The 25,395-nt window shown below is 50.9% G+C and carries 23 protein-coding genes; 4 read left to right on the forward strand and 19 right to left on the reverse strand.

Annotation, left to right across the window (positions count from 1 at the left end; all coding sequences use genetic code 11):
- Positions 1 to 12: 12 nt before the first annotated feature.
- The 17 genes from H9I36_RS05655 to H9I36_RS05735 all read right to left on the reverse strand — a co-directional run bounded on the left by H9I36_RS05655 (position 13) and on the right by H9I36_RS05735 (position 19,981).
- Positions 13 to 2,007, reverse strand: coding sequence for an AMP-dependent synthetase/ligase (locus H9I36_RS05655; protein ID WP_187384407.1), 1,995 nt, complete (start codon positions 2,005 to 2,007; stop codon positions 13 to 15).
- Positions 2,008 to 2,151: 144 nt separating this feature from the next.
- A complete protein-coding gene (locus H9I36_RS05660; protein ID WP_187384408.1) occupies positions 2,152 to 4,284 on the reverse strand; it encodes a methyl-accepting chemotaxis protein in 2,133 nt (710 codons plus the stop codon).
- 269 nt (positions 4,285 to 4,553) lie between these two features.
- On the reverse strand, positions 4,554 to 6,575 hold the full coding sequence (locus H9I36_RS05665; RefSeq protein WP_187384409.1) for an alpha-amylase/4-alpha-glucanotransferase domain-containing protein: 2,022 nt from the start codon (positions 6,573 to 6,575) through the stop codon (positions 4,554 to 4,556).
- A gap of 145 nt (positions 6,576 to 6,720) precedes the next feature.
- Positions 6,721 to 7,284, reverse strand: a complete 564-nt coding sequence (locus H9I36_RS05670) for a hypothetical protein (RefSeq protein WP_187384410.1) — start codon at positions 7,282 to 7,284, stop codon at positions 6,721 to 6,723.
- Positions 7,277 to 7,894, reverse strand: coding sequence for a hypothetical protein (locus H9I36_RS05675; RefSeq protein WP_187384411.1), 618 nt, complete (start codon positions 7,892 to 7,894; stop codon positions 7,277 to 7,279). The genes H9I36_RS05670 and H9I36_RS05675 overlap by 8 nt, the downstream gene beginning before the upstream one ends.
- Positions 7,894 to 8,361, reverse strand: coding sequence for a hypothetical protein (locus H9I36_RS05680; protein ID WP_187384412.1), 468 nt, complete (start codon positions 8,359 to 8,361; stop codon positions 7,894 to 7,896). Before H9I36_RS05680 ends, H9I36_RS05675 begins: the two co-directional genes overlap by 1 nt.
- Entirely contained in the window at positions 8,358 to 9,434 is a 1,077-nt protein-coding gene (locus H9I36_RS05685; protein ID WP_187384413.1) for an RnfABCDGE type electron transport complex subunit D, read from the reverse strand. Before H9I36_RS05685 ends, H9I36_RS05680 begins: the two co-directional genes overlap by 4 nt.
- Positions 9,431 to 10,837 carry a 4Fe-4S dicluster domain-containing protein gene (locus H9I36_RS05690; protein ID WP_187384414.1) on the reverse strand — a complete coding sequence of 469 codons (1,407 nt, stop codon included), beginning with the start codon at positions 10,835 to 10,837 and terminating at the stop codon, positions 9,431 to 9,433. The genes H9I36_RS05685 and H9I36_RS05690 overlap by 4 nt, the downstream gene beginning before the upstream one ends.
- Positions 10,834 to 12,231: a hypothetical protein gene (locus H9I36_RS05695; RefSeq protein ID WP_187384415.1), complete on the reverse strand. Its 1,398-nt coding sequence runs from the start codon at positions 12,229 to 12,231 to the stop codon at positions 10,834 to 10,836. Before H9I36_RS05695 ends, H9I36_RS05690 begins: the two co-directional genes overlap by 4 nt.
- A gap of 5 nt (positions 12,232 to 12,236) precedes the next feature.
- Entirely contained in the window at positions 12,237 to 12,719 is a 483-nt protein-coding gene (locus H9I36_RS05700) for a divergent PAP2 family protein (RefSeq protein ID WP_187384416.1), read from the reverse strand.
- Between the two features lie 112 nt (positions 12,720 to 12,831).
- Positions 12,832 to 13,947 carry a tRNA pseudouridine(55) synthase TruB gene (truB, locus tag H9I36_RS05705; protein WP_187384417.1) on the reverse strand — a complete coding sequence of 372 codons (1,116 nt, stop codon included), beginning with the start codon at positions 13,945 to 13,947 and terminating at the stop codon, positions 12,832 to 12,834.
- Between the two features lie 27 nt (positions 13,948 to 13,974).
- Complete coding sequence (locus H9I36_RS05710; protein WP_187384418.1) at positions 13,975 to 14,628, reverse strand: nucleotidyl transferase AbiEii/AbiGii toxin family protein; 654 nt, start codon at positions 14,626 to 14,628, stop codon at positions 13,975 to 13,977.
- On the reverse strand, positions 14,580 to 14,906 hold the full coding sequence (locus H9I36_RS05715) for a DUF6922 domain-containing protein (RefSeq protein ID WP_187384419.1): 327 nt from the start codon (positions 14,904 to 14,906) through the stop codon (positions 14,580 to 14,582). The genes H9I36_RS05710 and H9I36_RS05715 overlap by 49 nt, the downstream gene beginning before the upstream one ends.
- 62 nt (positions 14,907 to 14,968) lie before the next feature.
- On the reverse strand, positions 14,969 to 15,355 hold the full coding sequence (gene rbfA, locus H9I36_RS05720) for a 30S ribosome-binding factor RbfA (RefSeq protein ID WP_187384420.1): 387 nt from the start codon (positions 15,353 to 15,355) through the stop codon (positions 14,969 to 14,971).
- Positions 15,352 to 17,982: a translation initiation factor IF-2 gene (gene infB, locus H9I36_RS05725; protein WP_187384421.1), complete on the reverse strand. Its 2,631-nt coding sequence runs from the start codon at positions 17,980 to 17,982 to the stop codon at positions 15,352 to 15,354. Before infB ends, rbfA begins: the two co-directional genes overlap by 4 nt.
- A gap of 8 nt (positions 17,983 to 17,990) precedes the next feature.
- Positions 17,991 to 19,463: a transcription termination factor NusA gene (nusA, locus tag H9I36_RS05730; protein WP_187384422.1), complete on the reverse strand. Its 1,473-nt coding sequence runs from the start codon at positions 19,461 to 19,463 to the stop codon at positions 17,991 to 17,993.
- A 59-nt stretch (positions 19,464 to 19,522) separates the two neighbouring features.
- The gene (locus H9I36_RS05735) at positions 19,523 to 19,981 is read right to left on the reverse strand and encodes an LSm family protein (protein ID WP_187384423.1); all 459 of its coding nucleotides are present in this window, start codon (positions 19,979 to 19,981) and stop codon (positions 19,523 to 19,525) included.
- 195 nt (positions 19,982 to 20,176) lie between these two features.
- On the opposite strand from H9I36_RS05735, the gene H9I36_RS05740 reads away from it, so the two are divergent.
- From H9I36_RS05740 to miaA, 3 genes are all read left to right on the forward strand, one after another.
- Positions 20,177 to 20,803, forward strand: coding sequence for an HAD-IA family hydrolase (locus H9I36_RS05740; protein WP_187384424.1), 627 nt, complete (start codon positions 20,177 to 20,179; stop codon positions 20,801 to 20,803).
- A gap of 528 nt (positions 20,804 to 21,331) precedes the next feature.
- A complete protein-coding gene (locus H9I36_RS05745; RefSeq protein WP_187384425.1) occupies positions 21,332 to 22,588 on the forward strand; it encodes a class I SAM-dependent rRNA methyltransferase in 1,257 nt (418 codons plus the stop codon).
- On the forward strand, positions 22,589 to 23,566 hold the full coding sequence (gene miaA, locus H9I36_RS05750; protein ID WP_187384426.1) for a tRNA (adenosine(37)-N6)-dimethylallyltransferase MiaA: 978 nt from the start codon (positions 22,589 to 22,591) through the stop codon (positions 23,564 to 23,566). It abuts the gene before it with no gap.
- Positions 23,567 to 23,637: 71 nt separating this feature from the next.
- On the opposite strand, the gene H9I36_RS05755 is transcribed toward miaA, so the two are convergent.
- Positions 23,638 to 23,856, reverse strand: a complete 219-nt coding sequence (locus H9I36_RS05755) for a hypothetical protein (RefSeq protein ID WP_021331480.1) — start codon at positions 23,854 to 23,856, stop codon at positions 23,638 to 23,640.
- A 55-nt stretch (positions 23,857 to 23,911) separates the two neighbouring features.
- On the opposite strand from H9I36_RS05755, the gene H9I36_RS05760 reads away from it, so the two are divergent.
- Positions 23,912 to 24,715, forward strand: a complete 804-nt coding sequence (locus H9I36_RS05760) for a TatD family hydrolase (RefSeq protein WP_187384427.1) — start codon at positions 23,912 to 23,914, stop codon at positions 24,713 to 24,715.
- On the opposite strand, the gene H9I36_RS05765 is transcribed toward H9I36_RS05760, so the two are convergent.
- On the reverse strand, positions 24,690 to 25,040 hold the full coding sequence (locus tag H9I36_RS05765) for an Hpt domain-containing protein (protein WP_187384428.1): 351 nt from the start codon (positions 25,038 to 25,040) through the stop codon (positions 24,690 to 24,692). The two genes, H9I36_RS05760 and H9I36_RS05765, sit on opposite strands and share 26 nt — an antisense overlap.
- Positions 25,041 to 25,395: the final 355 nt, after the last annotated feature.

The following is a 25,395-nucleotide window of genomic DNA, read 5'->3' on the forward strand; positions in this document are numbered from 1 at the left end:
ACGCACTTCGTATTACGCAAAAAGGGATTTGATCTCTTTTGCGTAGATCTTCGTGATCTTATAGCGCATCATTTCGCCTTTTGCGTTGACTTCTTTTCCGGCTTCGAAACTGTTCGGAAGCAGTACGAAGCGGTTGATCCGCTCACAGGTGCGGAAGCCCGTCTTTTCGTTCACGCGGCGTTCGATCTCTTCGCGGAAAAACATCTGCACTTCGTTCGATTCAAGCAGGCTCTCCCACGAACTGTACATGACAAGAGAGGTGTTCGCCCATTCGGTGAGCACGTCTTTTGCCGGAACGATGAGGGCTGCGATATATTTTTTATCCTGCCCGACGATCATAACGCGTTCGATATAGGGGCTGTTCAAAAGAGCGGCTTCGATAACCGCGGGTTCGATATTTTCTCCGCCGAGCAATACGATCGTATCCTTCGCGCGGCCGGTGATTTTGATTTCATTGTCCTGCGTCATCATGCCGATGTCGCCCGTGTTGAGCCAGCCGTCTTTATCGATAACCTGAGCCGTCAAATCGGGACGCTCGTAGTAGCCTTTCATGATTTGGCGACCTCTCGCTTCGACGATGCCTTTTTTGCCGGGCGGAAGCGCTTCGGTACCGAGCGAGCCGTCTTCGTTGAGCGAAACGACGCGCACTTCGGCCGCAGGGAATACGACGCCGACGCAGCCCGAGCGAGGCTTTAAAGGATTGCGCACCGAAAGAACGGGAGCCGCTTCGGTAATGCCGTAGCCTTCGAGGAGATTGAAACCGATCGCGTGATAGAACGAATCGATATCGCTTTGCAGCGCTCCACCTCCGGAAATCGCCGCGACCATGTGACCGCCGAGCACTGCGCGGATCTTTTTAAAGACGACGACTTTGCAGATGCCGTACCACGGGGCGAGAAGTATAAACGGAACGATGCCGTACAAAACGTCGAAGATGCGCGTGCCGTTTCTGTAGCGGCACACGCGGCCCCTCACACGGTCGCTCGCCCACGAAAACGCTTTTCCGATTTTGATCGCAAGGTTGAACGAAAACTGCGTCACGCTGTTTTCTTTTTTCATCTGGCGGAAAATGCCGTTTGCAAGCGATTCCCACAGGCGGGGGACGCCGCACATCCACGTCGGATGAACTTTTGCCATATCGGAAAGCATGATAGCGGCCGACGGTTTCGAATACGCGATGCTGCTTTTGAGCGCGACGATAAAATACTGGAACGCGCGCTCGAAACTGTGCCATACGGGAAGCACCGACAGCCAAATGTCTTCGTCCTTCGTCGTCGGAAGGGCAAGCTTTACCGCTTCGCACTGCGCGATATAGTTGTCGTGCGTAAGCATAACGCCTTTGGGAGTTCCTGTCGTTCCCGACGTAAAGATGATCGTCGCCGTTTCATCGGCGCCCGTTTTATCCATTTCAGCTTCAACCGCTTTTCGCTCTTTTTCGGAAGCGTGGCGTCCTTTGTCCTCAAGATCGATGTATTTCCAAATTTTGATTTCGCGGGCTTTCGCCTGTTTTTTTATCTCATCGTCCGTAGGCGAATCGATGAGGATAACGGTTTTCAGAGTCGGCACGTCCGTTCCGCAGTCGAAGAGCTTTTGCAGCTGCTTTTGATTTTCAAAAATACAGATTTCGCATTTGACGAAATTCAAAATGAACGCCATTTCGGTGCCCGTCGAATCGAGCCCTCGGGGAATATCGGTTGCGCCGAGCGACAAAATCGCGTGGTCGAGTATAAACCATTCGCGTCGGTTGTCGCACATGAGGCCGATAAAAGCTCCGCGCGTTACGCCGATCTTTTGCAGCGCGCACGCCGTTTCGACGACGCGGTTATAAACGCGCTTGTAGCTGTAGTGCTCGTATTCGCCGACTTCGTTTTTTACGATCTGCAGCGTATAGTCGGGATAGGCTTCGGCTCGGGCGCGAAGCAAAAGCGGTATGTTATGCGGCAGCTTTTCCGCCGCATCTTTTTCAAAAAGCGATTTGATTTTTTCAATCGTTTTACTCGTGTTCATCGGGCTTCTCCCATAAAAGCTCTCATAAAATAATCACTGCGCCGACCGGATCTAAGGTCCGTAAAAAGCGCATTCATGTGATTATTTATTTTGACAAAAACAGGGGATTATGTCAAGATAGAAACAACAGTCTGTCGGATCACCTTATATTTTAAATTTGGCGACTTCCAGTGCCAAATTGTCGATGCTCGTTTTATTTTTCTGCGTTATTTCGTTTACTTCTTCCACCGCATTCGATATCTGTTCCGCGCCGCTCGCGATTTCGTTCATACTGTCGGTGGTTTCCCGCGTTATGTCGGAAAGCTTTTGCATTTCGCTGCCGATCTGTCGGCCGCCGACGAGCATTTCCGCCGCTCCCGCTTTCACTTCGTCGGTCACCTTGTTAATTTGCGTTATCGCATCGCGCACACGGCGGCTGTCCGCGCTCTGTTCGGCGATGGTTTCGATGATCGAATCTTCTTTGTCGGATATCATGTGTACCGATTCATATACATCGATAAACGTTTTTTCCGCCTGCATACCCGCTTCGATGAGACGGCCAATGATTTCGGTCGATTCTTGAATAACGGCACCGATCTGTTTTCCCTGCGTGTTGGATTGTTCGGCAAGCTTTCGAATTTCATCGGCGACGACGGCAAAACCTTTCCCCGATTCGCCTGCGTGAGCGGCTTCGATGGCCGCATTCATTGCCAGGAGGTTCGTTTGGTTTGCAATATTTTGGATAATTTCACTCGCTTCGAGAAGCGATTCCGATCGTTCGGCAATCTGCTTGACGACTTCGTTCGCCGTCTTCGCTCCGTCTTTTCCGACTTTCGTTTTACCGTACACTTCTTTGATCAAGTCGTTGTTTTGCATGAGCGTGTCGTTGATGCGGGCAGTGCTTTCCGCCGTATGCGTTATAAGGACTGAAGACTGCTTAATGTGTTCGGCCTGCAAGTCAATACTCGATACGAGCCGGTTCAGATTTCCGTTGATCTGTTCAACGGCGGAAACGGTTTCGGTAACGGCAGCCGCTTGCACAAGAGATTTTTCTTTTACGGACATAACATTCGCGCCGATCTGTCTGATGCTTGCCGCCGTCTCTTCCATATTGCCCGATAAATCGGAACCGATAGCACGCATCTTGTCGGCCTCATCGCGAAGTACGCATATCATTGCATTACTGTGTCCTATAGCCGTATTGAGGTGTGTCATAAGGCTTCCGATTTCGTCGTTGCGTTTTACTTCGACTCTGTCGGTCAAATCGCCTGAAGCGATTTTTCCGAGTACGGTTTCGAGTCGTTTGAAAAAGCGTTTCAAATGGCGGGCAAAGAGAATGGCGAGCGTAAAATAGACGACGAACATCAAAAGGCCGATTACAATCATGCTCCGGATAAGTGTATAAAAAATTGAAAAGATTTCATTTTGCTCCACGACGACAACGAGTTTCCAACCGAGTTCCGAAAGCGGGAACACGTATGCTTGACGCTTTTTCCCGTCGAGATCGACAAGGACGGAACCGTCTTCGAGCGCTTCTATTTCCGTATAAGCGGGGACTTGCGTTTCGCTTACGTTTTTAAAATTGAATTGAGGATGCATCGGATCGGCCAAAATGAGTCCGTCGTTTTGCAAAAGCATACAATAGCCCGTATTTCCGACGCGGACGTCGCCTATAAATGAAGTCAAATCGGAAAGAGCGATATCGAGTCCTATGCAGCCGATAAAATCGCCGGATGTATTTTTTACGCTTCGAACGATGGAAAACAGGAGTACGCCGTCTCCCGAAGGGTACGCTTCGGTTACGACAGTCTTACCGTCCGCCAGAGCGGCATTTTTATACCACATACGTCCGCGAGGATCGAAACCTTTCGGCACTTGGGTATCCGTAAGCCCCGCCAAACCGCCCCATTTCGTTCCCATATAGATTTCTTCGAATTCGCTGTAATGCTTTTTAAATTGCCGGAACTCGGCGTTGATGGCCTGCTCGACTTCGCCGCCGTGGCTGTACGTCCTGCCGCTTTGCCCGGCTTCCTCAGTATAATTGTAAATCGTTTCATCGGCATTCCGTACGACCGGAGAGTCGGCAAGCATATCAACGACATTTTTACCGTTTCGTATAAATATATCGACGGATTTTTTTATATTGGAAAATTGCTGTGCGGTAACTTCATCGAATGTATCGTGTCTTTTTTCGTACAGCTGAAAACCGACAACCGCACATATAAACGAAACGATCGAAATGATCGTTATAGTAACCGCACGTAAAAACCGAAATGTAATTGAAGGAGCTTTTTTCATCGTAATGTAATCCTCTCGTTGCACATCATCTTTCTGTTCCGGACATAGGATTTTATTATTTTACACAGCTGTGATTATTTTATATTATTTTTTATTTATCTTCAAGCAAGCGACAGAGCTTTGACAGAGCACGAGACTGTCGACAAAAGGAGGGGAAAGGCTGCCGACGCCGAAAAGAAAATTTATTAATATAGCGTTTGAAACGAAACACTACATGCGTCTCTAACGACTGCTGCTTTTAGAAGTTTCCGCTTATTTGCTATGCCGCTTTACTTGCCGCGTTTTTCGGCTTTTGTGCGCTTACGCTTCATCGCGATTATGCTGAAGTTTATCGTCTTTTCCGTTTCCATGCCGGGAGCAAGATCGATCGGCCAATGCATTGCGGCGCACAGCGTCATCGCCGCGGGAACGATTTTTCCGACTGCCGATTCGGGACGCCGGAACGTGATCGGCATAAAAGAAAGGGCGCAGCTTTCGTTCGGCTCACACATAAACGAAAGCGAATTTTCGGCATCGGAAAGCTGAACGGCCGACACATCCGAAATAATGCCCGACGGAGAGAGTGCGGCGGACGATTGTGCCGAATCGCTTTCAAAGCGCGTATCCCCCGATGCGATTTCGATCGTATACGGAGTAAAATCGACGGGATCGTAATTGGCTTGTGCGAAATTCGATTCGACGACGAAATCGGCACGAAGCGCTTCGGCACTTTCGTTTTTTACGATGTACTGCAGCGTAAAGCCGTTCGAATTCGCCGCGTATTTTTTTCGTACGGATAACGCCTGTTTTTTCTCGCCGAATTCGCCGGAAAATAAAAGCTGCACTTCTTTGTGCTGCGGAGAAAATTTTTGTTCGGTATATTGCGCTCGTAAAAACGTCTCCCGATTTTCACATTTGCCTTGCACATAGCCTTTGACGTCGGTATCGGAGAGGATATAATCGATAAAGAGCGAACGGACGTAATCGTCGGTACAGCCGTCGAAGGCTTCCATGCGGCTCAAATTGTCGGCGTAATTGCCCGCGCTCTGCATGACGTCGAGTTCGGAGATTGCCCCTGCCGTCCTCGTTATGCATGCCGTAAAGCCCGTCATGCGGAACATATATTCGTCGATGCCGTCGGCGTTGTAATCGAAACGGGATGCGGCCTCTTCGAATTCGCTGCACTCGCGGATGATCTTTTCCGCTTCGGAAAGGTTTTTAAAAGCGATCCTGCGATAGGCTGCGCGCACGAGCGGAGAGCTTGCAGTGCTCACAAAGCCTTCCCCGCTTTGGGCTGCCCAGAGTTTTTCGCGCGCGACTTTTTTGCGCGCTTTATCGCCGTGACATTGATTGGCAAGCATACTCACGTACAGCATGCGGTTGCACAGCGCCTGGCTTTCGGGATAGGTTTGCAAAAAATCGTAGATCGTAACGGGATAGCCGTCGCTTTTCGAAACCGCCGTATACGGCACTTTCGCCCACTGCGCGATTTCCGCATCGATACCGGCTGTGATAAAAGCGGGAACGCGGGCGCCGGCCGTCTTCAAGTAAGCACCGGGATACGAAAAGCGCAACGTACCCGAGAATTGAGCAGAAGCGCTGTCGGCAAGTTTTTGCAAGTACCCCGATTGCAAAAGCTTTTGAAATTCCGCATGCGTCAGCTGTATATCGACAAAGCGTTCCGAAGAGGCGGCATCGTACGCATCGCCCCTCACGCTTTTTTTTACCGCAGCAAAAAGAGAGGCCAAATACTCTTCGGCGGGAACGTCGAGAGACGGTTTATGTTTTCGGTAAACGGGGATTATCGTTACGGATTTACCGCGGTCGAACATGATGACGGGAAGGTACGACTGTTTTGCAGGAGGAATAAGCGAGCTGTCGAGCACGACGTATTCCATACCGCAGGTTTGAAAGCTCGTCACGAGGGACGCGTCCCAGCTCGAAGCACACAGCGTCATGCCGCGCGGACGCTTTCCGAGCGTCTGCCGTATTTCGGCGGAAAGCAATTCGATTTGATCGGTGCGGTCTTTCGGATACAAAAGCGGAAAGACGGGATTGTAAAATCCCCCTCCGAACACTTCTATCTGCCTGCGGGAGATGAGTTGCTGCAATATCGCAAGAAATTCGGGATGCTTTTTTTTGAAAAACTGCAATTCGTTTCCGTTAAACGAAAAAGCCATACAAAAACAGGGGTTGGCGTATAAAAATTTTGCCGCCGGTTTGTAGACCTCCAGATAATCTTTTTCGCTGTCGGAAACCGTTTTGCCGGCCGGTGTTGACTCGAGGCCGAAACAGATACATAGCGCCTTCACTTTGGCTTAAAAACTCCTTCCGGCTATTCTACACTATCTTCGCCATATTTTAAAGGTGTTTTTCCATTTTTATCGATTTTTTTGTCGTCAATTTCGGAATTTTTCGCTCCTGCTGCGACGCGATTTTTGGTATACCCTTAAAAAATCACCGTACAGGATAATCGCTGAGCCACGAAACGTTCCACACCGCGCACGCGATGACGAGGATCGCCAAAAGGATCATGACGAGTACGTGCCGGTTCAGACCCTCGTTTTTCGCCCGAGCGATATCTATTCTGTAACGAAGCGATGAGAGAACGGGCAGTACGAACACGAAAGAGAGCATACAGCTCGCCGCGATAATGAGGGCGTCGACGGGACTTGCGCTTTCGGAAAGAGAAAGGAGCACGATGAGGTATGAAGCGGCGCATTCCCCTGTCTGCATTACCGACGGAGTTTTCATGAAGAACCCTATTCCCGACAAAAGCGCCGTAAATACGAGGAGCGCGGCAAGAGGATAGAGTTCCGAAACGCCGAGCGGAGAGAGAAAATGTACGGCGATGAGTTCCGTGAAAAATGTCGCCGCAAGGGCGGAAACGCCGCATTGAAGAGCGGGACGAAAAACGCTTTTATCGAAAGCGACGCTTAAAGCTGCGGTGCGTTCGAGTCCGATACCGTAAAATAGGACGGCCGAAGCGTAAAACGCATAATACAAAACGATATCAATCATGGCTCGTCTCCGCTTTTTCGGCAGGCGCAGATTTCGCTGCGATAAACACGGAAACGGCGAGGATGAGCGCCAGAGCGATAAGAGCGCCGGGGATCGTTGCGAAAAACGACACGGATGCGATGCGCCCCGAATCGAACAGCACTTTTTCCGCAATACCGCGAGGCCCGATATACGTGATCGTTCCGAAACCGACAATATCGCGCAGCAAAAAAAATGCAAGCGCGAAACAGGAAAAAAGCGCTGCAGCGCTCATATTCCGTTTTAAAATCGATTTTACACCCATCGTTTCGTCACTCGGAACAAAGCCCGCAACGAATGCGGAAACTGCCGGCACGTAGAGTGCAAAGCCGAGTGTAAGGGCTGCAAGCGGAAGAAGCGCCGTAAGGATCTGTCGAAAAAGCATCGTAAGAGAGACGATGAACGACATAAAAAGCAGATTTCCGATCCGAACGAATTCGAGCTTGCGGATCGCGTCACGCAACAGCGTCGCGGCGAAAACGAGCATAAAAACTTCGGCAACGAGGATGAGACCGTACGCAAAGCGGCCGGGAAACGGAATCATACAGGCAAGGGACGCCGAAAAATACAGCGGAACGAATCTTTTGCGCATCACGGTCTTTCCTCCTCGATGCGTATGAGACGGGGAATGCGCTCCGCCCAATATCGGATCTGGCTTTTCGCTCCGCCGCTTTCGATCGCAGCATATACACGGCCGTGCAATCCCGCTATGCCTACAAAGCGTGCGGTATGCCTTCCGTCCGAGATAAAAACCGCAGGAAGAGGTCCGTACATCGTTTCCATACGTACGATGCACGCATAGCCGCTCACGCTTCCGCCTTTTACGCTGAAACACGCCGCACTCGACGATACGGGAGCATCGAAATCGACAAAGTCTCCGATATGCCACACTCCCGGCTCGGCTTCTTCGAGCACGCGCGCTATTTCGGTTTTAATTCCCGCCTGCCCGGCGCCCTTCGTAAAAATCGCCGCGACGGACAACACGACGGCGAGCAATACGATGCAGCCTGCGAAAATGCCGTACTCCTGCAATGCTTCTTTTGAAAATCGCTCCGTCATCGCCCTGCCCTTCCTTTACGGTTTTCCGCAAGTGCGGCACGCAGCCGCGCCGCATCCCGCTTGTCTTCAGCGGCTTGAATGAGCGGCGAAACGACGTTCGCACACAAAAGCGTAAAGATCATTCCTGCCGGCGACATACCGCAGCCGGCGATCAAAAATGCGAAAATGCCTGCAAGCATACCGTAGAGTATTTTTCCGTACTTCGAGAGCGGCAGCGTGCCGTACTGCTGCACGACGAACACCGTATAAAAGAGCGTTCCTCCGGTACACAGCGCTAAAATCATATCGCCCTGCTCTGCGACGCCCCCCGCAATCGCGGGACCGGCAAAGCGCACAAGGAGCGCATACGCGATCACAAAGCAGCTCGGAACGAGCAGCCCCTGCATACCCCATGCAAACAAAACGATCGACGATAAAAGCGTCAGCGCATTGAATCGAAAGGCGGGGATGACCGAATGCGTATCCCACAAAAGCGAAATATAACCGTCCGGGATCGAAATATTGGCAAAACCGAATACCGTATTGTTGAGCGTTTCCGTTATCGCTCGGTCGATGCCCGTAATCGGAAATATGCCGTTTTGAATCAACACGAACGAAGGATTTTTAATCTGCAGCATATCGCGCGTTAAATCGCTTTCGGGAAAAGCGCTCATGCCGATCATCCATGCGACGGCGGCGATGAGGACGGCGCTGTTCGCCCAGTCTCCCGCAAAGGGTCCCGAAAGGTATTTTAACAAAAGCACCGTACAAAACGCGATGCAAAAAACCGTTACGGGAGAAAAGGTCGACGGAAGCAGCATCCCCGCGACGATTCCCTGCACGATATCGGAAAGCGGCGAGAGGCGGCAGCGCTCGATACGCTTTGCATACAACAAGTCGGCGGCAAAAAAGCCGGCAAGCGACGAAGCGATGACGAGGAGCGCACCGTAACTTTTCGTCGCCGCAAGCATGAGCACTTGCAGAGCCAGCAAAAGCGCCGTGACAAGTAAAACGTTTTTCGTCGACGGGGACAAGTATAAAAAAGGACGTTCGATTTTTTTTGTCCGCAAAAGCGCGGCCGTCGTATCGTTCATGTCGGTTCTCCTGAATATCGTATGCGCTTTATCGCTTGGCTTATCGACAGTCTTGAAGGACATACCGAATTGCACAGTCCGCAGCCCGAACACAGAACTGCCGATTCGATGTATTCTTTCGACGCTTCGGCTCCGCCCGATGCATGCCGATACAATATATCGGGCGACAGATGACGGGGACAGACGACGCGGCATTCACCGCAGCGCACACAAGGCAATTCTCTCTGATCGGGGATACGGTGCATCGGCAAAAACGAAACAGATTTGACGTATTTCGTCACCGGAGCGTCGAGACTCGCGGCAAAGCTTCCGAGCATGAGGCCGTTTATGATGACGGCGGCGGGATGGCGCTTCAATCCGCCGCATTGTTCGGCAAGGAAGCGCATCGTCGTTCCTATGCGGACTTTCATAAGACCCGCCGCCGGTACACATTCACCCGAAACGTACACATATTGTTCGACGCAGGGCACACCGCAGCGAACCGCATTGTGCACCGCTATCATCGAAGACGCATCGGCAAAAACGCATTCCGGAGAAATGTCGCCGAACGGCTTTTCTTTCACCGATTTTTTTACCGCATCGATTATTTCATTGCGGAAACCGGCCGGGTATTCGGTGATGTCGACGGGAACGAAGCATACGGGGACGGGAGCATCTTTGACGCGATCGAAGCCGAACGCCTGCAATGCCGACTGCATCGACGACGGCGTGACGCGAGCTTTCGCTTCGTGCGCCGTGTTTGCCGTCCGCTCCCGGCGCTCAGCTTGTCCCTTTTGCATTTCCGCAGCATCGTATGCGAAGACTATAGCGGCGTCTCCGAGCGCACGGGAAGTGATAAAGGCTCCCGTTTGTATATCTTTGAAAAACGCTTTCGATAAAACGGAATCGGTAACGCGCTTGGGATCGTCGTCATAGAGGCGCACGACGAGTACGCGGCGGTCTTTTATTCCGGTTTCGTCGATTTGAGACGCGAGGGATACGGGTTCGGTCGTATCGAAAGTATTGATGACGCCCGCATCCGCGATCCTCTGAACGATTACCGATGCGGGGAGCGCTCTCCAATTTTCGAAAGAGCGCTTTTTTCCGAGATAGGAAAATCTCCCCGACAGGCGGATTTTTACCGCGCTCTCTTCGCACCCGTTCGGGCTGACGCACGGAACGATATCTTCGACGATACCGGGTACGCTTGCATGGAGCTTTGCACCGTAACGCTCGCCCGCATTCAAAGAAGGAGCGGCTATGACATCGCCTTCCTGCACGCGGTCACCCCGACGGACGAGACAGACGGAAGCGCCGTGAGCTTCGTGAGACAGCGGAATCGTCACGACCGGCTGCAAAAAACCGTTTACGGCACCTTTGACGAGGTTTCCTTCGCTCGTGTATATGGCGGGAATCATCTTCATCGCATTTTACTCCGTACTAAGAGGATCGCCGGCATACAGAGCGCAAAAGCGAGGAGCAGCGTGTGCAAAAGCCCTCCGCCGCCCGAAGCCGAAAACGCATATCCCGTATGTATACGAGAGCCCTGTGCTTTTATTAATTTTTCAACTGCGGGATAGGGCAGCGCATCGATATCGCCGAGTGCCGCATCGTAAAAATTTTTATCGAATACCATAGAGACGCTCGTCTCCGAAATTCCCGCCTCGCCGTCGGAAAAACGCGGAAAGACGACGCTGTCACCCGTCTTCGGATGCTTTTCATGCGCGCTTTGTGCATTTACCGAACGGTACGGAGCGGTTTTCGTATTCCAGCACCACGCAACGTATTCGTCGAGCGTCGGAAAATTCCCCGCCGACGATTGCGCACGGGCGGAAGGAAATGCGAGCTCGGATGCGCGGGGAAAAGGAGAAGCGGCAAAGCCGACCGAAAACGCGGACAAAAGAGACGCGACGAAAAGAGAAGCGATGCTTGAAGCGCAGGCGGCCGTTCCGCGAAACGTCGTTTTCGTAAAAAACGGAATCGCCCGAGCGGGCAGGATAGGAACAAGCGTAAACCGGTAACGCGCTTCGTACAATCGCTCGCCCGTCGAAAACGCGGCAAGCGCGGATAGGGTACCGGCGGCAAGCGGCACAAAAAGCAGGGCGCTTCTAAGCGAGGACGCACATGCGATAATGAAAGATACGGCAAAAAAGGCGATAAGTGCAGGATTCGTTTTGAGTGCCGAAAATGCGCCCCGCCTTCCCCACAATCTCAGCGCGATAAAAAGCGCATACAAAAAGAGGCAAGCCGATGCCGCAACAGCATACAAGGGTACACATGAGGCAAACAAAACAGGAAAAAGCGCAGCAGCAAAAAAGACCGCACGGTGCGGAGATAAAAAACACAAGAGAAGCGCAAAGACAGTACAGATGAGCGGCACGATAAACGGATAGACGCCCTGCGTATCGATGCCCGCCGCTATGCCCGCCGCGCGGAATTCTCGTACGGCATCTTCGGCAAGCGGCGCATACCGGTCTTCGATATAGTAGAGCCGATACTGTGCACCTCTGTCGAAAAAATACGCCTTGCGTTTTGCAAGATAGCCGTCCGCATCGGCAAAAGCGAGCGCGAGAGACACTTCGGGAGAATGCATCGGAAGCGTAAGCGGAAGCCGCTGAGAAGAAAGGCTTATGACGTTTTCACATCCGGCACGCTTTAAAACGTCGACCGCATAATCGTCATCAGAAGCGTCGTCGACATACACGATACGGTAACGCTCCCACAGATTTCCCGTCGGCACCGTCCGAAAAATGAAAAGAAGGGAAAGAGAGACCAAAGCGATGCTGCAAAAAATTAACATTTTTTTTACTGCGGTCATAGTTTCTACTGCAGCAGCGCAAATGCAAATCCGATTGAAAAACCGATCAAAAGACCGACGATCACTTCGAGCGGCGTGTGCCCCTGCACTTCCTTTATCGGCGTATACGCGATGATCTTTTGCCGGTCGAGTTCTTTTCCGATTTCGTTCAAGCGCTTGGCCTGAATACCGCTTGCCCGTCTCACGCCGAGCGCATCGCGCACCGTGACGAGCAAAAAACACAGAGACAATATGAATACATCGGAGTGAATCCCCGAGTGAAAACCGATAGACGTCGTCAGAGCCGAAACGATCGCGGAATGGCTCGACGGAAGACTCCCCGTCCGCCACACCATCATTTCAAAGAGTACGGACAAGCTGCGGATTTTATGAGACAGCAAAGCAATGATCGTTTTTAAAAACTGTGAACAAAACCAGCTGCAGATGCACGCCAAAAAAATGGGGTTCGCTAAAAAGAGTTTCAGTTGTTCTTTTACCGACAGCAACATATCTTTTATTGTACCACGACAGCGGCTTTTTTACAACACTCACGCGCCGCATTGCACGCACACACGTATCGCGTACCTGCTCGCGCGGCGCACCCGGGTCATATTTCGTCCCTCAATCGGGAATCACGAACTCATATGAATACGCGTTTTCGCCGTTCCGCGAAATCATTCCCAAAAAATTACCGTGCTTTCCGAAAACCGCAATCGATTTGCCACCGCCCGCCGCACAGAAATTGTTCAGTGTATCTGCGCTGTACACGAAACTCATATCGCTCACCGCATCCGTACCGTTTGGCGCGCAGACGCCTCCCGCTTTTTCAAACATCGACGAAGCAAGCGGACGCCCGTGTTTGAAATCGTCTTCGTATTCGGGAAAGATGTGCGCCGTACCGAAGCCGCATTCGGCTGCAAGGAGAGCGGTCATCGTCTGTATCTTTTCGCGTACTTCGCTTTGTACGTCTTCTCCCGAATGCGGGGTATGTTCCGACGCGTCCGCCTTACATAAAGCGGATTGTGTTTTTTGCATATCGGAAATCGTTTGATACACCGACTGAATCGTAAACGGCGCAAGCGATGAAAAGCCTGCAGCGTCTTCGAGGCGAAAGCTTCCGACCGAAAGCCGCCTCAAACCCGCAAGGTGGGCTGCACTTTTACAACACGATCCGATATCGCGGGCAAGGCTTCTGATGTATGTCCCTTTTGAAACCGAAAAGCGGACACGGACGGCTTTTACGCGATCGCCCGCTTCGAATAAAAACTCTTTCGCTTCGGAAGCATATACGGTAACGGGACGAGAGGGCATTTCGGCGCTGCGTCCGCTCCGCGCAATATCGCTTGCCCGCTCGCCGTTTATGTGCAGCGCGGAAAAAAGCGGAGGCGTCTGCAGTATACCTCCCGTATAATGCTTGATTGCGGAAAGGACATCATCTTTTTTCGGAAGAGGCGCGGTTTTAGCAATTTTTCCGGTGTATTCGAGCGTATCGGTTTCGACACCGAATTCGATAACGGCGTCGTAGATTTTATTAAAAGAAGTGATGTATGAGGCAATGCGCGTGAGAGAGCCGGTACACACGACGAGGAGACCGGAGGCGAAGCTGTCAAGCGTTCCCGTATGTCCGACTTTTTTCGTATCGAGCGCGCGCTTGATCGAAAAGAGAGATGAAAAACTTGTCAGACCCGGCCTCTTTGCAAAAAGAACGATGCCGCTCTGATGTGGTATATTTGTCATAGAAAATTAATTATATATCGTCATATTTCAAGACGACAGCGGAGCAAAATCAAATACTCTCTGAGGCGAACGTATCATTTCCTGCAAACGTATGACGACGGCATCCCAATCAAATATTCCGTCCGTCAATTCAATGGGCTCACCGGTAAAATCTATTTCATCAAAATACACAAGCGCTTTAAGAGGAATAAAAACATTCGTTTCATCGAATTTTTGCCGATAAGCGCTTAACATAGCGTTTAAATCGATTTTTGAAGATAAATACGCTATATCGACAAAATCTTTGAGGCGCGTGCCGTTACGGACAATTGCCGAAAGTTTCATCGCTGCGATATCTTCAAAACTTGCAAAACGTATTCCGTCTTTTACTTCCAACGGTTTTACCAGCGGATAGTTATAACCGATACAATCGATAAATATACCGCGCGATTCTCCCTTTAATGTATTTTTTGCACGGTATCGTTCTATAAAGTCATATCGCGTTTTCAGATGTTTATATAAATCTTCAACGGAAATGTCACACGGACTAAACAAGTCCAAGTCAACGCTTTTTCTATGCCCCAGCCGTAATGCGATCGATGTACCGCCCACCAAAAAGAAATCGGTAAACAGAGAATCGGACATGAGTGCTTTTAAGAGTTCAAGTGTTTTCGGCGCAACGACATCCGCCTGTAGCTCCACAGATCCTCCTTATCCAAATTAAACAACGCACATGCCCATGCCGCCTCGCGCGCTTCAAGATACGGCAATTCTTTTACAATTTTTCTAACTCCTTCATATCCGCCGTACAATTGATACATAGCATAATAATCGGACTCCATACCGTATTCCAGCACGCGTTCTACGACAACAGATTTCATACGCTGCCAATCCCACGCAGGAGCAGTAGTATCGTATTCCCATAAAATTGTATTTGAAACGGTTTCTTTTTTATGTATGTGCCAGTCATCGAAAAACATACGAATTTCCTGTAAAAATTATCACCGGAGTTTTATCGTTCCGTCTCCTGCGCCTCTGAAGCCTACTCTGTGCCGGCCGTTTCCGAATCCGCGTCCCGCTCTTCCCTTTCAAGCTCGTTCAGCTTTTGCACCATTTCAAAACCTTCTTTCATCGCCGTATCGACGTAAAAGGTCAAATGCGGAAACTGGCGGATACGGAGCTTTTTTGCAATCGCCGACTGGATAAAGCCCGCGGCGCTGTTTAAACCTTCGACGCCCGTCTTTACCTGCGCGTCGGGAAGAAAACTCGAAACGTAAACTTTTCCGTAGCACAGATCGTTCGACACGTCGACGCGGTTTACCGTCAAAAACGTCGACACTCGCGGATCTTTTACCTGCTCGGTGATAATGAGCTTTGAGATTTCATCGCGCAGCTGATCGCCGAGTCGCTGCATGCGGTACTGCTTCACTCTTTTTCGCCCTCGCCCGCATCGGCGGCAGCGGCTTCTTCGGCAAGCGAATCGCCGAGCTTTCTCGCCACTTTGATGAGTTCGAACGCTTCGAGCGTATCGCCGACTTGGATATCCTGCCAATCTTCGATGCCGACGCCGCACTCGTAACCCGCAGCGACTTCTTTCGCATCGTCTTTAAAGCGCTTGAGCGATGAAATCTTTCCGGTGAATTTGACGATCCCGTCGCGTATGAGGTGAACGCTGCCGCTCCGCTTGATGATACCGTCGGTAACATAGCAGCCTGCGATGACACCGATGCGCGGTACTTTGAACGTATTGCGCACTTCAAGCGTACCGGTAACTTCTTCTTTCGTATCGGGCGTGAGCATACCTTCCATCGCCGCCTGCACTTCTTCGACGGCTTTGTAGATGATCGAATATTTTCTGATTTCGACACGCTCCTGATCGGCCAGCAGTTTTGCTTTCGCCGTCGGACGCACATTGAATCCGATAATGATCGCATTGCGGTCGGCGCTCGCAAGCGTAACGTCGCTTTCGTTGATGGCTCCCGCCGACGAATGGATGACGACGAGACGGATATCCTTTGTCGAAAGTTTTTCGAGCGCGGTTTTGAGCGCTTCGGCCGAACCCTGCAAGTCCGCTTTGATGATGACACGGAATTCTTTGACGTTGCTCGCGTCGATCGTCTGGTAAAGATTTTCGAGCGTAACTTTTTTGACCGCGCGCGCTTCTTCGAAGCGTTTCAATTCCTGCCGTTTTACCGAAACTTCGCGCGCGTCTTTTTCGCTTTCCGTCACTTGGAACGGATCGCCCGCATTCGGCATACTTTCAATACCGAGCACTTCGACGGGCATGGACGGAGAGGCTTCCTGAATGCGTTTTCCGCGATCGTTGAACATAGCCCGCACGTGACCTGAGTAAATACCTGCGACAAAAGGATCGCCTTGATGAAGCGTACCGCGCTGCACGACGACCGTCGCGACGATACCGCGCCCCTGATCGACCCTCGATTCGAGGATCTTTCCTTCGGCGCGGCAGTTGTAGTCGGCTTTCAATTCAAGCATTTCCGCCTGCAGCAAAACCGCATCGAGAAGATCGTCTATGCCTTCGCCTTTGAGCGCGCTGATATTGACATACTGCGTATCGCCGCCCCAATCCTCAGGCGTAAGCCCGCGCTCGGAAAGCTGCGTGCGCACGCGGTCGGGATTCGCTTCCGGCTTATCGATTTTATTGACCGCGACGATGATCGGAACCTTTGCGTCTTTTGCATGATTGATCGCTTCAAGCGTCTGAGGCATCACTCCGTCGTCTGCCGCGACGACGAGAACGACGATATCGGTTACCTGCGCGCCGCGCGCCCTCATCATCGTAAACGCTTCGTGACCGGGCGTATCGAGGAAAGTGATCGTACCCTTGGGCGTCGACACCGAATACGCGCCGATCGACTGGGTAATGCCGCCGAACTCTCCATCGGCGACATGCGAATGGCGGATCGCGTCGAGCGTTTTCGTTTTGCCGTGATCGACATGTCCCATAACGGTGACGATGGGCGGACGCGGCTTTACCGTTTCCGCATTGTCTTTTTCGCTTTCGATGACGGTTTCATCGTACAAACTGACGAGGTGAACTTCGCAGCCGTATTCGGATGCGACGAGCGTCGCCGTATCGGAATCTATCGATTGGTTGATCGTAACCATCATGCCCTGCGACATGAGCTTTTGAATGATATCGGACGCCTTTAAATTCATCTTGCGCGCGAGATCGGAAACGGAAATCGATTCCATGATATCGATCGATTTCGGTACTGCATTCGCAATCGTTTCGGTTTTTTTCTTTTGCGCGAAAAATTTATCGTCTTCGAGCTGTTCGTCGGTTTTGCGGTAAACCTGTTTTTTGCCTTTGAACGATTTTTTTGCAGGTCCCTTCGGAGGCGGAACTGCAGCGGGAGAACCGTATCCTCCCGGCCTCGCTCCTCCGCCGAATCCCGGTCGCGCGTTTTGAAAACCGGGACGAGCGCTTCTGCCCTGAAAGCCCCCCGTCCGCGGACCTGTAAATCCGGGACGAGCTCCCCTTCCCTGGGGATATCCGCCCTGTTGGTTTTCACGTTCTCTGTTTTGATACCCTGCGCGCGCCTGCGCTCCGGTAAAGCCCGTGCTGTCGCGGTACGGACGAGTGCCGTATCCCGTCCCTTGGGGACGAGGCGAAGAAGCGCGGTAAGACGAACGGCTTCTGTCGGAAAGATTACCCGCTTTGACATTGGGACGGACGGCGTTGAAATCGAAGGCTTTTTTTACCGGCGCTGCGGCAGCGCTTTTTATCGGTTTCGCGGAAACATCGCCCGCCGGCTGCACTACGTTCGCGTACGAAACGGGTGGCGTCTTTTTTTCGACGGCTGCCGGTTCTGCGGGTTCGGACAGCTTTTGCACGGGCGGAACCTGCGAATCCGTCTTTACGACAATGCGCGGTTTTTCCGGTTTTGCAACATCGGCCGCTTTGGAAGCGCGCTTAACGATGACGACGCGCTTTTGTTTTTTTTCCGCAGGAGACGCGGGAGCTTTATCGGCCGCCGGCTGCTTTTTGTGATGAATTACGAATTCGGGCTTTTTTTCTACTTCATCCGCCATAAATGTTTTTATTCCTCGTCCTCTTTAAATTCAAACTCGACACCGCACTTTGGACAATGTGTCATATCGAGTGTAATCACCGCGCCGCATTCCGGACAGTGGTATACTTCTTCATCTTCATCACCGCCGGTTTTTTCCGCATCGCTTTCAGGAGCACTTTCTTCTTCTACAAATTCGACGGTATTTTTAATAATCGCATCGACGCCGTCGATATCGCTTTCCGTCAATCCTTCGATATGCTTTAAGCCGCCGTTGTCGTAAGCTTCGACAAACTGTTCGATATCCTCTATGCCGGCATTTTTAAGAATTTCGGCAACACGTGCGTCCACGCCGGGCAGTTCGGCGACGGTTTTAATTTCGTCGTAATCGTCGTCGCTCGTATCGTCGCTGAAAAGATTTTGCGCCGTCTGCATCGTAACAGATTCGGACAGATCCATTTCCGCCGCCTGCTCTTGAGTTTTAACGTCAATGCTCCAGTCGCACAGCTTGTTTGCAAGGCGTACGTTTTGTCCCTGTTTTCCGATCGCAAGCGAAAACTGGCTGTCTTCGACGATCGCGAGCGCTTGACGTTTTTCCTGATCGAGGATAAACACGCGCTCGACTTGAGCGGGTGAAAGCGCATTTTTAATAAACACTGCAGGGTCGGGATCGAATTTCAAAACATCGATTTTTTCGCCGAGCAGCTCCCGTATAACGTTTTGGATGCGCACACCTTTTAAGCCGACGCAGGCACCTACGGGATCGACGTCTTCGCGGTTTGAAGATACGGCGATCTTCGTGCGGTGTCCCGCATCGCGCACAATTTTGACGATTTCGATCGTACCGTCGGCGATTTCGGGCACTTCCATTTCGATTATCGAACGCACGAGTTCGGGATCGCTCCTCGAAAGGATAACCTGCAGCCCCGTCGATATGCGCCTGAGGTTGACGATGAGCGCTTTGATGCGGTCGTCTTTTTCATAGTGTTCCCTCGGCGATTGGAATTTAAACGGGAGCACGCCTTCGAGCTTTCCCGCATTTCCGAGATCGACGTAGATGTCGCCGTTTCGTTCGTATTGATAATAGCACACGACGATTTCGCCGATTTTATTTTTATATTCGTTATACAATGTATCGCGGTAGCTTTCGTTGAGTTCCTGATGAGCGGTTTGTTTTCCCGTCGTAACGGCGGAACGGTCGAAGGTTTTCGGATCTTCGAGAATATCGATTTCGTCGCCGAGCTCCACTTCATCGCTGAGTTTTTTCGCGTCTTCGAGTTCGATTTCCGTCACCGGATCGTATACGCCGTCGACGACCGTTTTTCGAGAATAGATGGATACGTCCGACATATCGTCGTTGAATTTGACGATCGCGTTATCGGCTGTTCCGTAGGTGCGTTTATATGCGGCTTTGAGCGCGTTTTCGATGATCGTTTTTACCGAATCTTCGGAATATCCTTTTTCCTGTATCAACTGACGGATCGCCTCTGCCATTTCCGACATGGAAAACCTCCTAATGCTGTCCCAACAAAATTAATAATTAATAAAATAAATACAAGCCGTTACTGCACGAACTTCGCTTTCGCTATCTCCCCATAAGGCACCGTAACCGCCTCTCCTTTTTCAGTTTCCATCGTAAGAGCCGTGTCATCGGCACTTACGATTTTTCCGCCTATCCAATCGTTTTCTTTTTTGTTCCACACGCGCACGGATCTTCCTATGAACAGAGAAAACTCCGCAGCGTTTTTTATATTGCGGTCGATACCGGGTGAAGTAAGTTCCATCGATGTATTGTCGGTGCCGAGCAGCGCTTCAAGGCGGGGAAGCAGAGCATGGTGAACGCGGGAGCAGTCGTTTACGCTTATGTTCCGATCCGGATCTTTCGGTGCGATGACCGCAAGGATTTTCGTCACCGTCTTTGCCGGAACGATTTTCAATTCGATAAGATGATAGCCCAGCCCTTCTACGAGCGGAGCGCATTCCGAATAGTGCGGAACAGCGTCAAATGCAATATACTCCATCGTCACCTTGCATCAAAAAAAAAGACCCGTGTGTCACGAGTCCATCTTAAAGGATAATTAAAATGTACAAAGGTATAGTATGTTTTTTTTTATGTTTTGTCAAGCGGAGCAATTCGAGCAATCCGCGACTTGCAGCGAGTGAGAAGTTCCTCGCGCATTTGTTTCTTTTTTCCGAATATGTTATACTCGTTTTCCATGAAGCTTTTTATATTTGACATGGGCAATGTCGTCGCCCATAACGTTGCGGTTGAAGGTGCCGTCGCAAAAGCCATCGGCATGAGCGAAAAGGAATTCTATGAAGTCTGCAAATACGACAGGGCGGCTCGCGGAAAAACTGTCGATAAAAAAATCGATATAAAGGACGCCGATATCATGACGATGCTTTCGAACGGCGAAGTGACGACCGAAGAGTTTTGGAGCGAGTTTACGCGGCGAACGGGAGTGCGTGTGCCGATGGAGTACCTCGGTCTCTTTTTTAATCCGGTACTCGATGACGGCGTGGTCGAGACAGTCAAAGCGCTTCGAAAAAAATACCGCGTCGTGTGCGGGACGAACACGATTCAGAGCCATTACGATATTCACCTTGCGAGAAGCGATTATGCGCTCTTCGAAAAAACCTATGCGTCGAATATGATCGGCGCGTCGAAGCCCGACGTCGAATTTTGGAAGCGTATCATGCTCGCAGAAGACGTTGCGCCGGAGGACATCTTTTTTACCGACGACAACGAAGCGAACTGTGAGGCTTCTTCATCGCTCGGCATCCGTACCTTCCGTTTTACAAACGCGGACGATCTTCGAAACGAAGTGCGTCCTTGGCTCTGATACATCCTCACGGGAGCGGAAATTTTTCGAATTGACGGCAGGCGCATCAGGGATTATGCATGAAAAATATATATACACAGAAAAATATAAAATAAAAAAGGCGGAACGCAAGGCAGCGGCAATGCCGCCGAGCCGCTCAGACCGAGGTTAAACGGAACGCTAAAATAGCGCGTCCCGTTTAACTGCAAGTTTGCGAGGCAAACTTGTGTATATACGTGTGCGCTTTCGCACACGAGTACGGCATTTTCGAAAATTGACATTTTCTGTAATGCCGTACTATAAGGAATGGCAAGCAAAATTTCGAAGAAATTTTGCGCAGTCCGATTCCAATCACGGTCTGCCGCGGCACTTGCAACGAGCGCGGAGCGCGAAGTTCCCCGCGCAAACGGCAGGGCTGCTGCCGGGAGTGCAGCCGATTTTTTACGGTAACTGTTATTTTCTTGGAATATAGATTCTTATGCATAAGTCCTGGCAGGCGTATATGGGGTCATTTACAAAACCCGGCATTCGCACTAGTATGCTTTTGCTATGAATGACGCGCTTCGTATCTTTTTAAAACCGAAAGAAGAAAGGGAAGTCGTACAGGGCTTTCCGTGGATATTCGACAACGAAATCTCTCATGTAAAATACTTTGCATCCGACGGGAGCGGACGTAAAGATGCGCCTCTTTCCGAATGCGAATGTGCCGACGGGAGCGCGTGCGAAGTGTTTACGGCTGCAGGCGGATTTATCGGTACGGGCATTATCAATCGAAAATCGAAGATATGTGTGCGTATGCTCTCTTCGACTCATGCGGACAAAGTGTTTGAAAATACGAAAGCGTTTATCGATGCGCGCATCCGCGATGCCGCGAATATGCGGCGCATCCGTTACGGAGAGCGCGATTCATACCGTCTCGTTTTTGCCGAAGCCGATTTGCTTCCCGGTCTCATCGTCGAACGCTTTGCATCCGTCGACGGTTCCGTGTATCTTGTCGTACAGTTTCTTGCGCTCGTGTGCGAAGTTTTCCGTAAAGAGATTACGGCAGCTCTTATTAAAACGTGCGATCCTCAGGGCATATACGAGAGGAGCGATGCCTCCGTCCGTGAAAAGGAAGGGCTCGAAGAAAGGACGGGCTGGATATACGGAAGCGGCGGCGATGTGATCACGATAAACGAAAACGGTATCCCCTTTTATGTCGATATCGCAAAAGGCCAAAAGACCGGTTTTTTTCTCGATCAAAAGGATAACCGTAAAGCGATCATGCCGTTTTGTCACGGAAAGCGTGTGCTCGACGCATTTTCGCATACGGGAGCATTTGCGCTCGCGGCAGCTTTTGCCGGTGCGCGTGAAGTGGTCGCCGCGGAAATCTCCGAAGACGCTGTTTCGATGATCGAAAAAAACGTCGCGCTCAATAAAAAAGAGGATATAGTCAAACCCGTGCTCGCCGACGTTTTTGATTTATTAAAAAAATATGAAGGATCGGGCGAAACTTTCGACGTGATCGTCCTCGATCCTCCGGCCTTTACGAAGAGCGCGAAAAATATTCAAAAAGCGTACGGCGGTTATAAAGAAATCAATTTGCGTGCGATGCGCCTGCTCCGCAAAGGAGGCATTTTAATAAGCTGTTCGTGCTCCGCATTTTTCGACGCGAATACGTTTTACGATATGCTCATGCACGCAGCCGCCTCAAGCGGCCGCCGAGTACAGATATTGGAAAAGCGGGGAGCGGGAGAAGATCATCCGCTGCTTCTCGGTTATGAGCGCTCGGAATATTTGAAATGCGCGATTGCGCGGGTGCTGTGAGTGGCGGAAAACGAAAAGAGCTGCAACTGCGTCATCCTTTTGGGACCGACCGCCTGCGGCAAAACGGCGATAGGAGTTGCGATCGCGCGGGAGCGAAACGGTGAAATCGTTTCGGCGGATTCGCGGCAAGTGTACAAGGGTCTCGACATCGGTTCGGGAAAAGACTTGGACGAATACGTTTCGGGCGGAAGTCCCGTTTCCTATCACCTCATCGACATAACCGACCTCAAAAGCGAATACAATGTATTTCAGTATCAAAAAGATTTTTACCGCGTCTTTCAGGATATCGTCGGTCGGAAAAAATTGCCCGTCGTCGTCGGCGGTACGGGCATGTACCTCGATGCGGTTATCAGAAATTACGATTTGGTTGAAGTGCCCGAAAACGAAAAGAGGCGTGCCGAACTCGAAGCGATGTCGATCGAAGAGCTTTCGCGCCTTTTGCTTTCGCTGAAACCCGATCTCCATACGCGCGAAGACCTCCGCGATAAAGTGCGCTGCATACGCGCTATAGAGATAGCGGAGTATATGAAAAGTCCCGAAGCCGCTCTCATGCGAAAGACGATGACGAGCCGTCCCGACATCTGTCCGCTTGTCATCGGTACGACGCTTTTGCGGGAAGAGCTGCGGGAGCGCATTGCAAAGCGTCTCAAATCCCGCCTCGATTCGGGCATGATAGAAGAAGTGGAAAATTTGCACAGGGGCGGTGCATCATGGGAGCGGCTTGAAACGCTCGGTCTTGAGTACGGATTCGTCGCCGAATATTTACAGGGGAAAATCGTCTCCCGCGGCGAGCTTTACGAAAAACTCGTTGTTGCCATACGGAGATTTGCGAAGCGGCAGGAAACGTGGTTTCGCGGTATGGAGCGTAAAATGAAAGCGCAGGGAAGCTCGATTCATTGGCTGCCCTGCGTTTCCGATATCGATGTGCGCGTCGGAGCCGCGCTTTCGTTAGTCGATGCGTACGTTAACGTGCGTTGAATTTACATCGACCGATGCGTGCCGCGTGAAATTTGCTTGAAAGCAAAAAAGCGGCGCGTTTATTTTCCGCGCTATGCGTTGACGGCGATTTTTACCGGTTCCGCGATTTCGACGAGATAGCCCGTGCGGATGCAGGTTTCGAAGAGTTCTTTGCCGATATAATCGGTTTTCACTTCTTCGTATCCGTCTCTGTCGCGAACGATACGCACGACGTATCCGTCTTCCATTTCACGCACGACCGTCATATAGTCCGATGAGTTTCCGATGCTTTTTAAAGTGTAGCTTTTCAATTGCAACCTCCCGATGTTTGCATTGCTTTTTTATTTTCGGTACAATGCAATGCGGATGTTAGCGTTTTCTGTATTGACCGATGCACATTTTCATCTCGCCCGCTGCGCTGAAAAATCGCTTGAAGATTCGTTTCGCGGACTTGAATCCCTATCCTATTACGGTGTTTCCTGCGCTCACGACAGGGACGAGTTTTTAAAACAGGAATCGCTTTCGGCAAAGCTCAACGAAAACGAAAACACGCAGGTCCTGTGCGCCTTCGGCATGCACCCTCAGCTTCCGCTTGTCGAAAACACAGGCTTTATGGAAAAGCTTCTCAAAGAGCGACGCATCGGCGCGATCGGAGAGGCGGGATTCGATTTATTTACAAAGGAGTTCAAATCCGATATCGCGCGGCAGGAAGAGGCGTGGCGCATTTCGTGCGAGCTTGCAGCTCTGTACGGCGTTCCGCTCGTCGTCCACTGCCGCAAAGCGCTCGATAAAATGTTCCGCGACTCGAAAGCGCTTTCGAAAATTCCGGCCGTCGTGTTTCATTCGTTTACGGGAAGCGTACAGGATGCGTCTTCTCTTTTAAAGCGCGGCGTGAACGCGTATTTCAGTTTCGGAAATCCGCTTATTTTCGGCGATAAAAGTGCGATCGGCTGCGTGCAAAAACTCGACGTCGAGCGGCTCCTCATGGAAACGGATGCGCCGTACCAGACGATGCGGGGAGAGACCGAAACGAAAATGAGCGCGATCGCTCGCGTATATGAGAGGGCATTTTCTCTTCGATACGGGGAGGAAAGCTTGGCAAAGGAAAAAACGCAAATGTTCTCCGATACGGTTTTTAATAATTTTAAATCCGTTTACGGTATTGCCTAAGGGCGGAAAGCGTTTCGTCGTATGTTTTAAAAAACTCCCGTGTCAGCGCCGCTTCGTCTCCCGCTTCTTTTCCGCGCAGTACGCTCTCGAGCGCGAGGGCGGCATCGTAAAGCGCTTCGCAGCCGATTTGTCCGGCAGATCCCTTTGTTTTGTGCACGAAAGAAACGAAGCCCTTGTCTTGAGCTGCGTTTTCCGCAAGAGATGCAAAATGCGCTTTGTCGTTTACATTTTCTTCTAAAAAAGAATCGACGAGCGTTTCGTACAGTTCCGTATCGCCCGAAACCATATCGAGACCGGAAACCGTATTTAAAATCGAACGCGGCATGACGTTACCTACCTTAATTTTAGGGCAAGGTCACCGGAAACTGTATTCTCTAAAAAACAGCGTGTATCATAAAAATCGGCTGCACTCCCGGCAGCAGCCCTGCCGTTCGCCGCGGCAGACCGTGATTGGAATCGGACTGCGCAAACTTTTTATTAAAAAGTTTGCTTGCCATTCCTTATAGTACGGCATTGCAGAAAATGTCAATTTTCGAAAATGCCGTACTCGTGTGCGAAAACGCACACGTATATACACAAGTTTGCCTCGCAAACTTGCAGTTAAACGGGACGCGCTATTTTAGCGTTCCGTTTAACCTCGGTCTGAGCGGCTCGGCGGCAGTTCCGCTGCCTCGCGTTCC

Source organism: Treponema sp. Marseille-Q4130 (genome assembly GCF_014334325.1).
Classification (GTDB): Bacteria; Spirochaetota; Spirochaetia; order Treponematales; family Treponemataceae; genus Treponema_D.

Coding starts and splice junctions, on each gene's coding strand:
- H9I36_RS05655 (WP_187384407.1), bottom strand. CDS start 2,007: ATGAACACGAGTAAAACGATTGAAAAAATCAAATCGCTTTTTGAAAAA.
- H9I36_RS05660 (WP_187384408.1), bottom strand. CDS start 4,284: ATGAAAAAAGCTCCTTCAATTACATTTCGGTTTTTACGTGCGGTTACT.
- H9I36_RS05670 (WP_187384410.1), bottom strand. CDS start 7,284: ATGATTGATATCGTTTTGTATTATGCGTTTTACGCTTCGGCCGTCCTA.
- H9I36_RS05675 (WP_187384411.1), bottom strand. CDS start 7,894: ATGCGCAAAAGATTCGTTCCGCTGTATTTTTCGGCGTCCCTTGCCTGT.
- H9I36_RS05680 (WP_187384412.1), bottom strand. CDS start 8,361: ATGACGGAGCGATTTTCAAAAGAAGCATTGCAGGAGTACGGCATTTTC.
- H9I36_RS05685 (WP_187384413.1), bottom strand. CDS start 9,434: ATGAACGATACGACGGCCGCGCTTTTGCGGACAAAAAAAATCGAACGT.
- H9I36_RS05690 (WP_187384414.1), bottom strand. CDS start 10,837: ATGAAGATGATTCCCGCCATATACACGAGCGAAGGAAACCTCGTCAAA.
- H9I36_RS05695 (WP_187384415.1), bottom strand. CDS start 12,231: ATGACCGCAGTAAAAAAAATGTTAATTTTTTGCAGCATCGCTTTGGTC.
- H9I36_RS05700 (WP_187384416.1), bottom strand. CDS start 12,719: ATGTTGCTGTCGGTAAAAGAACAACTGAAACTCTTTTTAGCGAACCCC.
- truB (WP_187384417.1), bottom strand. CDS start 13,947: ATGACAAATATACCACATCAGAGCGGCATCGTTCTTTTTGCAAAGAGG.
- H9I36_RS05715 (WP_187384419.1), bottom strand. CDS start 14,906: ATGTTTTTCGATGACTGGCACATACATAAAAAAGAAACCGTTTCAAAT.
- infB (WP_187384421.1), bottom strand. CDS start 17,982: ATGGCGGATGAAGTAGAAAAAAAGCCCGAATTCGTAATTCATCACAAA.
- nusA (WP_187384422.1), bottom strand. CDS start 19,463: ATGTCGGAAATGGCAGAGGCGATCCGTCAGTTGATACAGGAAAAAGGA.
- H9I36_RS05735 (WP_187384423.1), bottom strand. CDS start 19,981: ATGGAGTATATTGCATTTGACGCTGTTCCGCACTATTCGGAATGCGCT.
- H9I36_RS05740 (WP_187384424.1), top strand. CDS start 20,177: ATGAAGCTTTTTATATTTGACATGGGCAATGTCGTCGCCCATAACGTT.
- H9I36_RS05745 (WP_187384425.1), top strand. CDS start 21,332: ATGAATGACGCGCTTCGTATCTTTTTAAAACCGAAAGAAGAAAGGGAA.
- H9I36_RS05760 (WP_187384427.1), top strand. CDS start 23,912: ATGTTAGCGTTTTCTGTATTGACCGATGCACATTTTCATCTCGCCCGC.
- H9I36_RS05765 (WP_187384428.1), bottom strand. CDS start 25,040: ATGCCGCGTTCGATTTTAAATACGGTTTCCGGTCTCGATATGGTTTCG.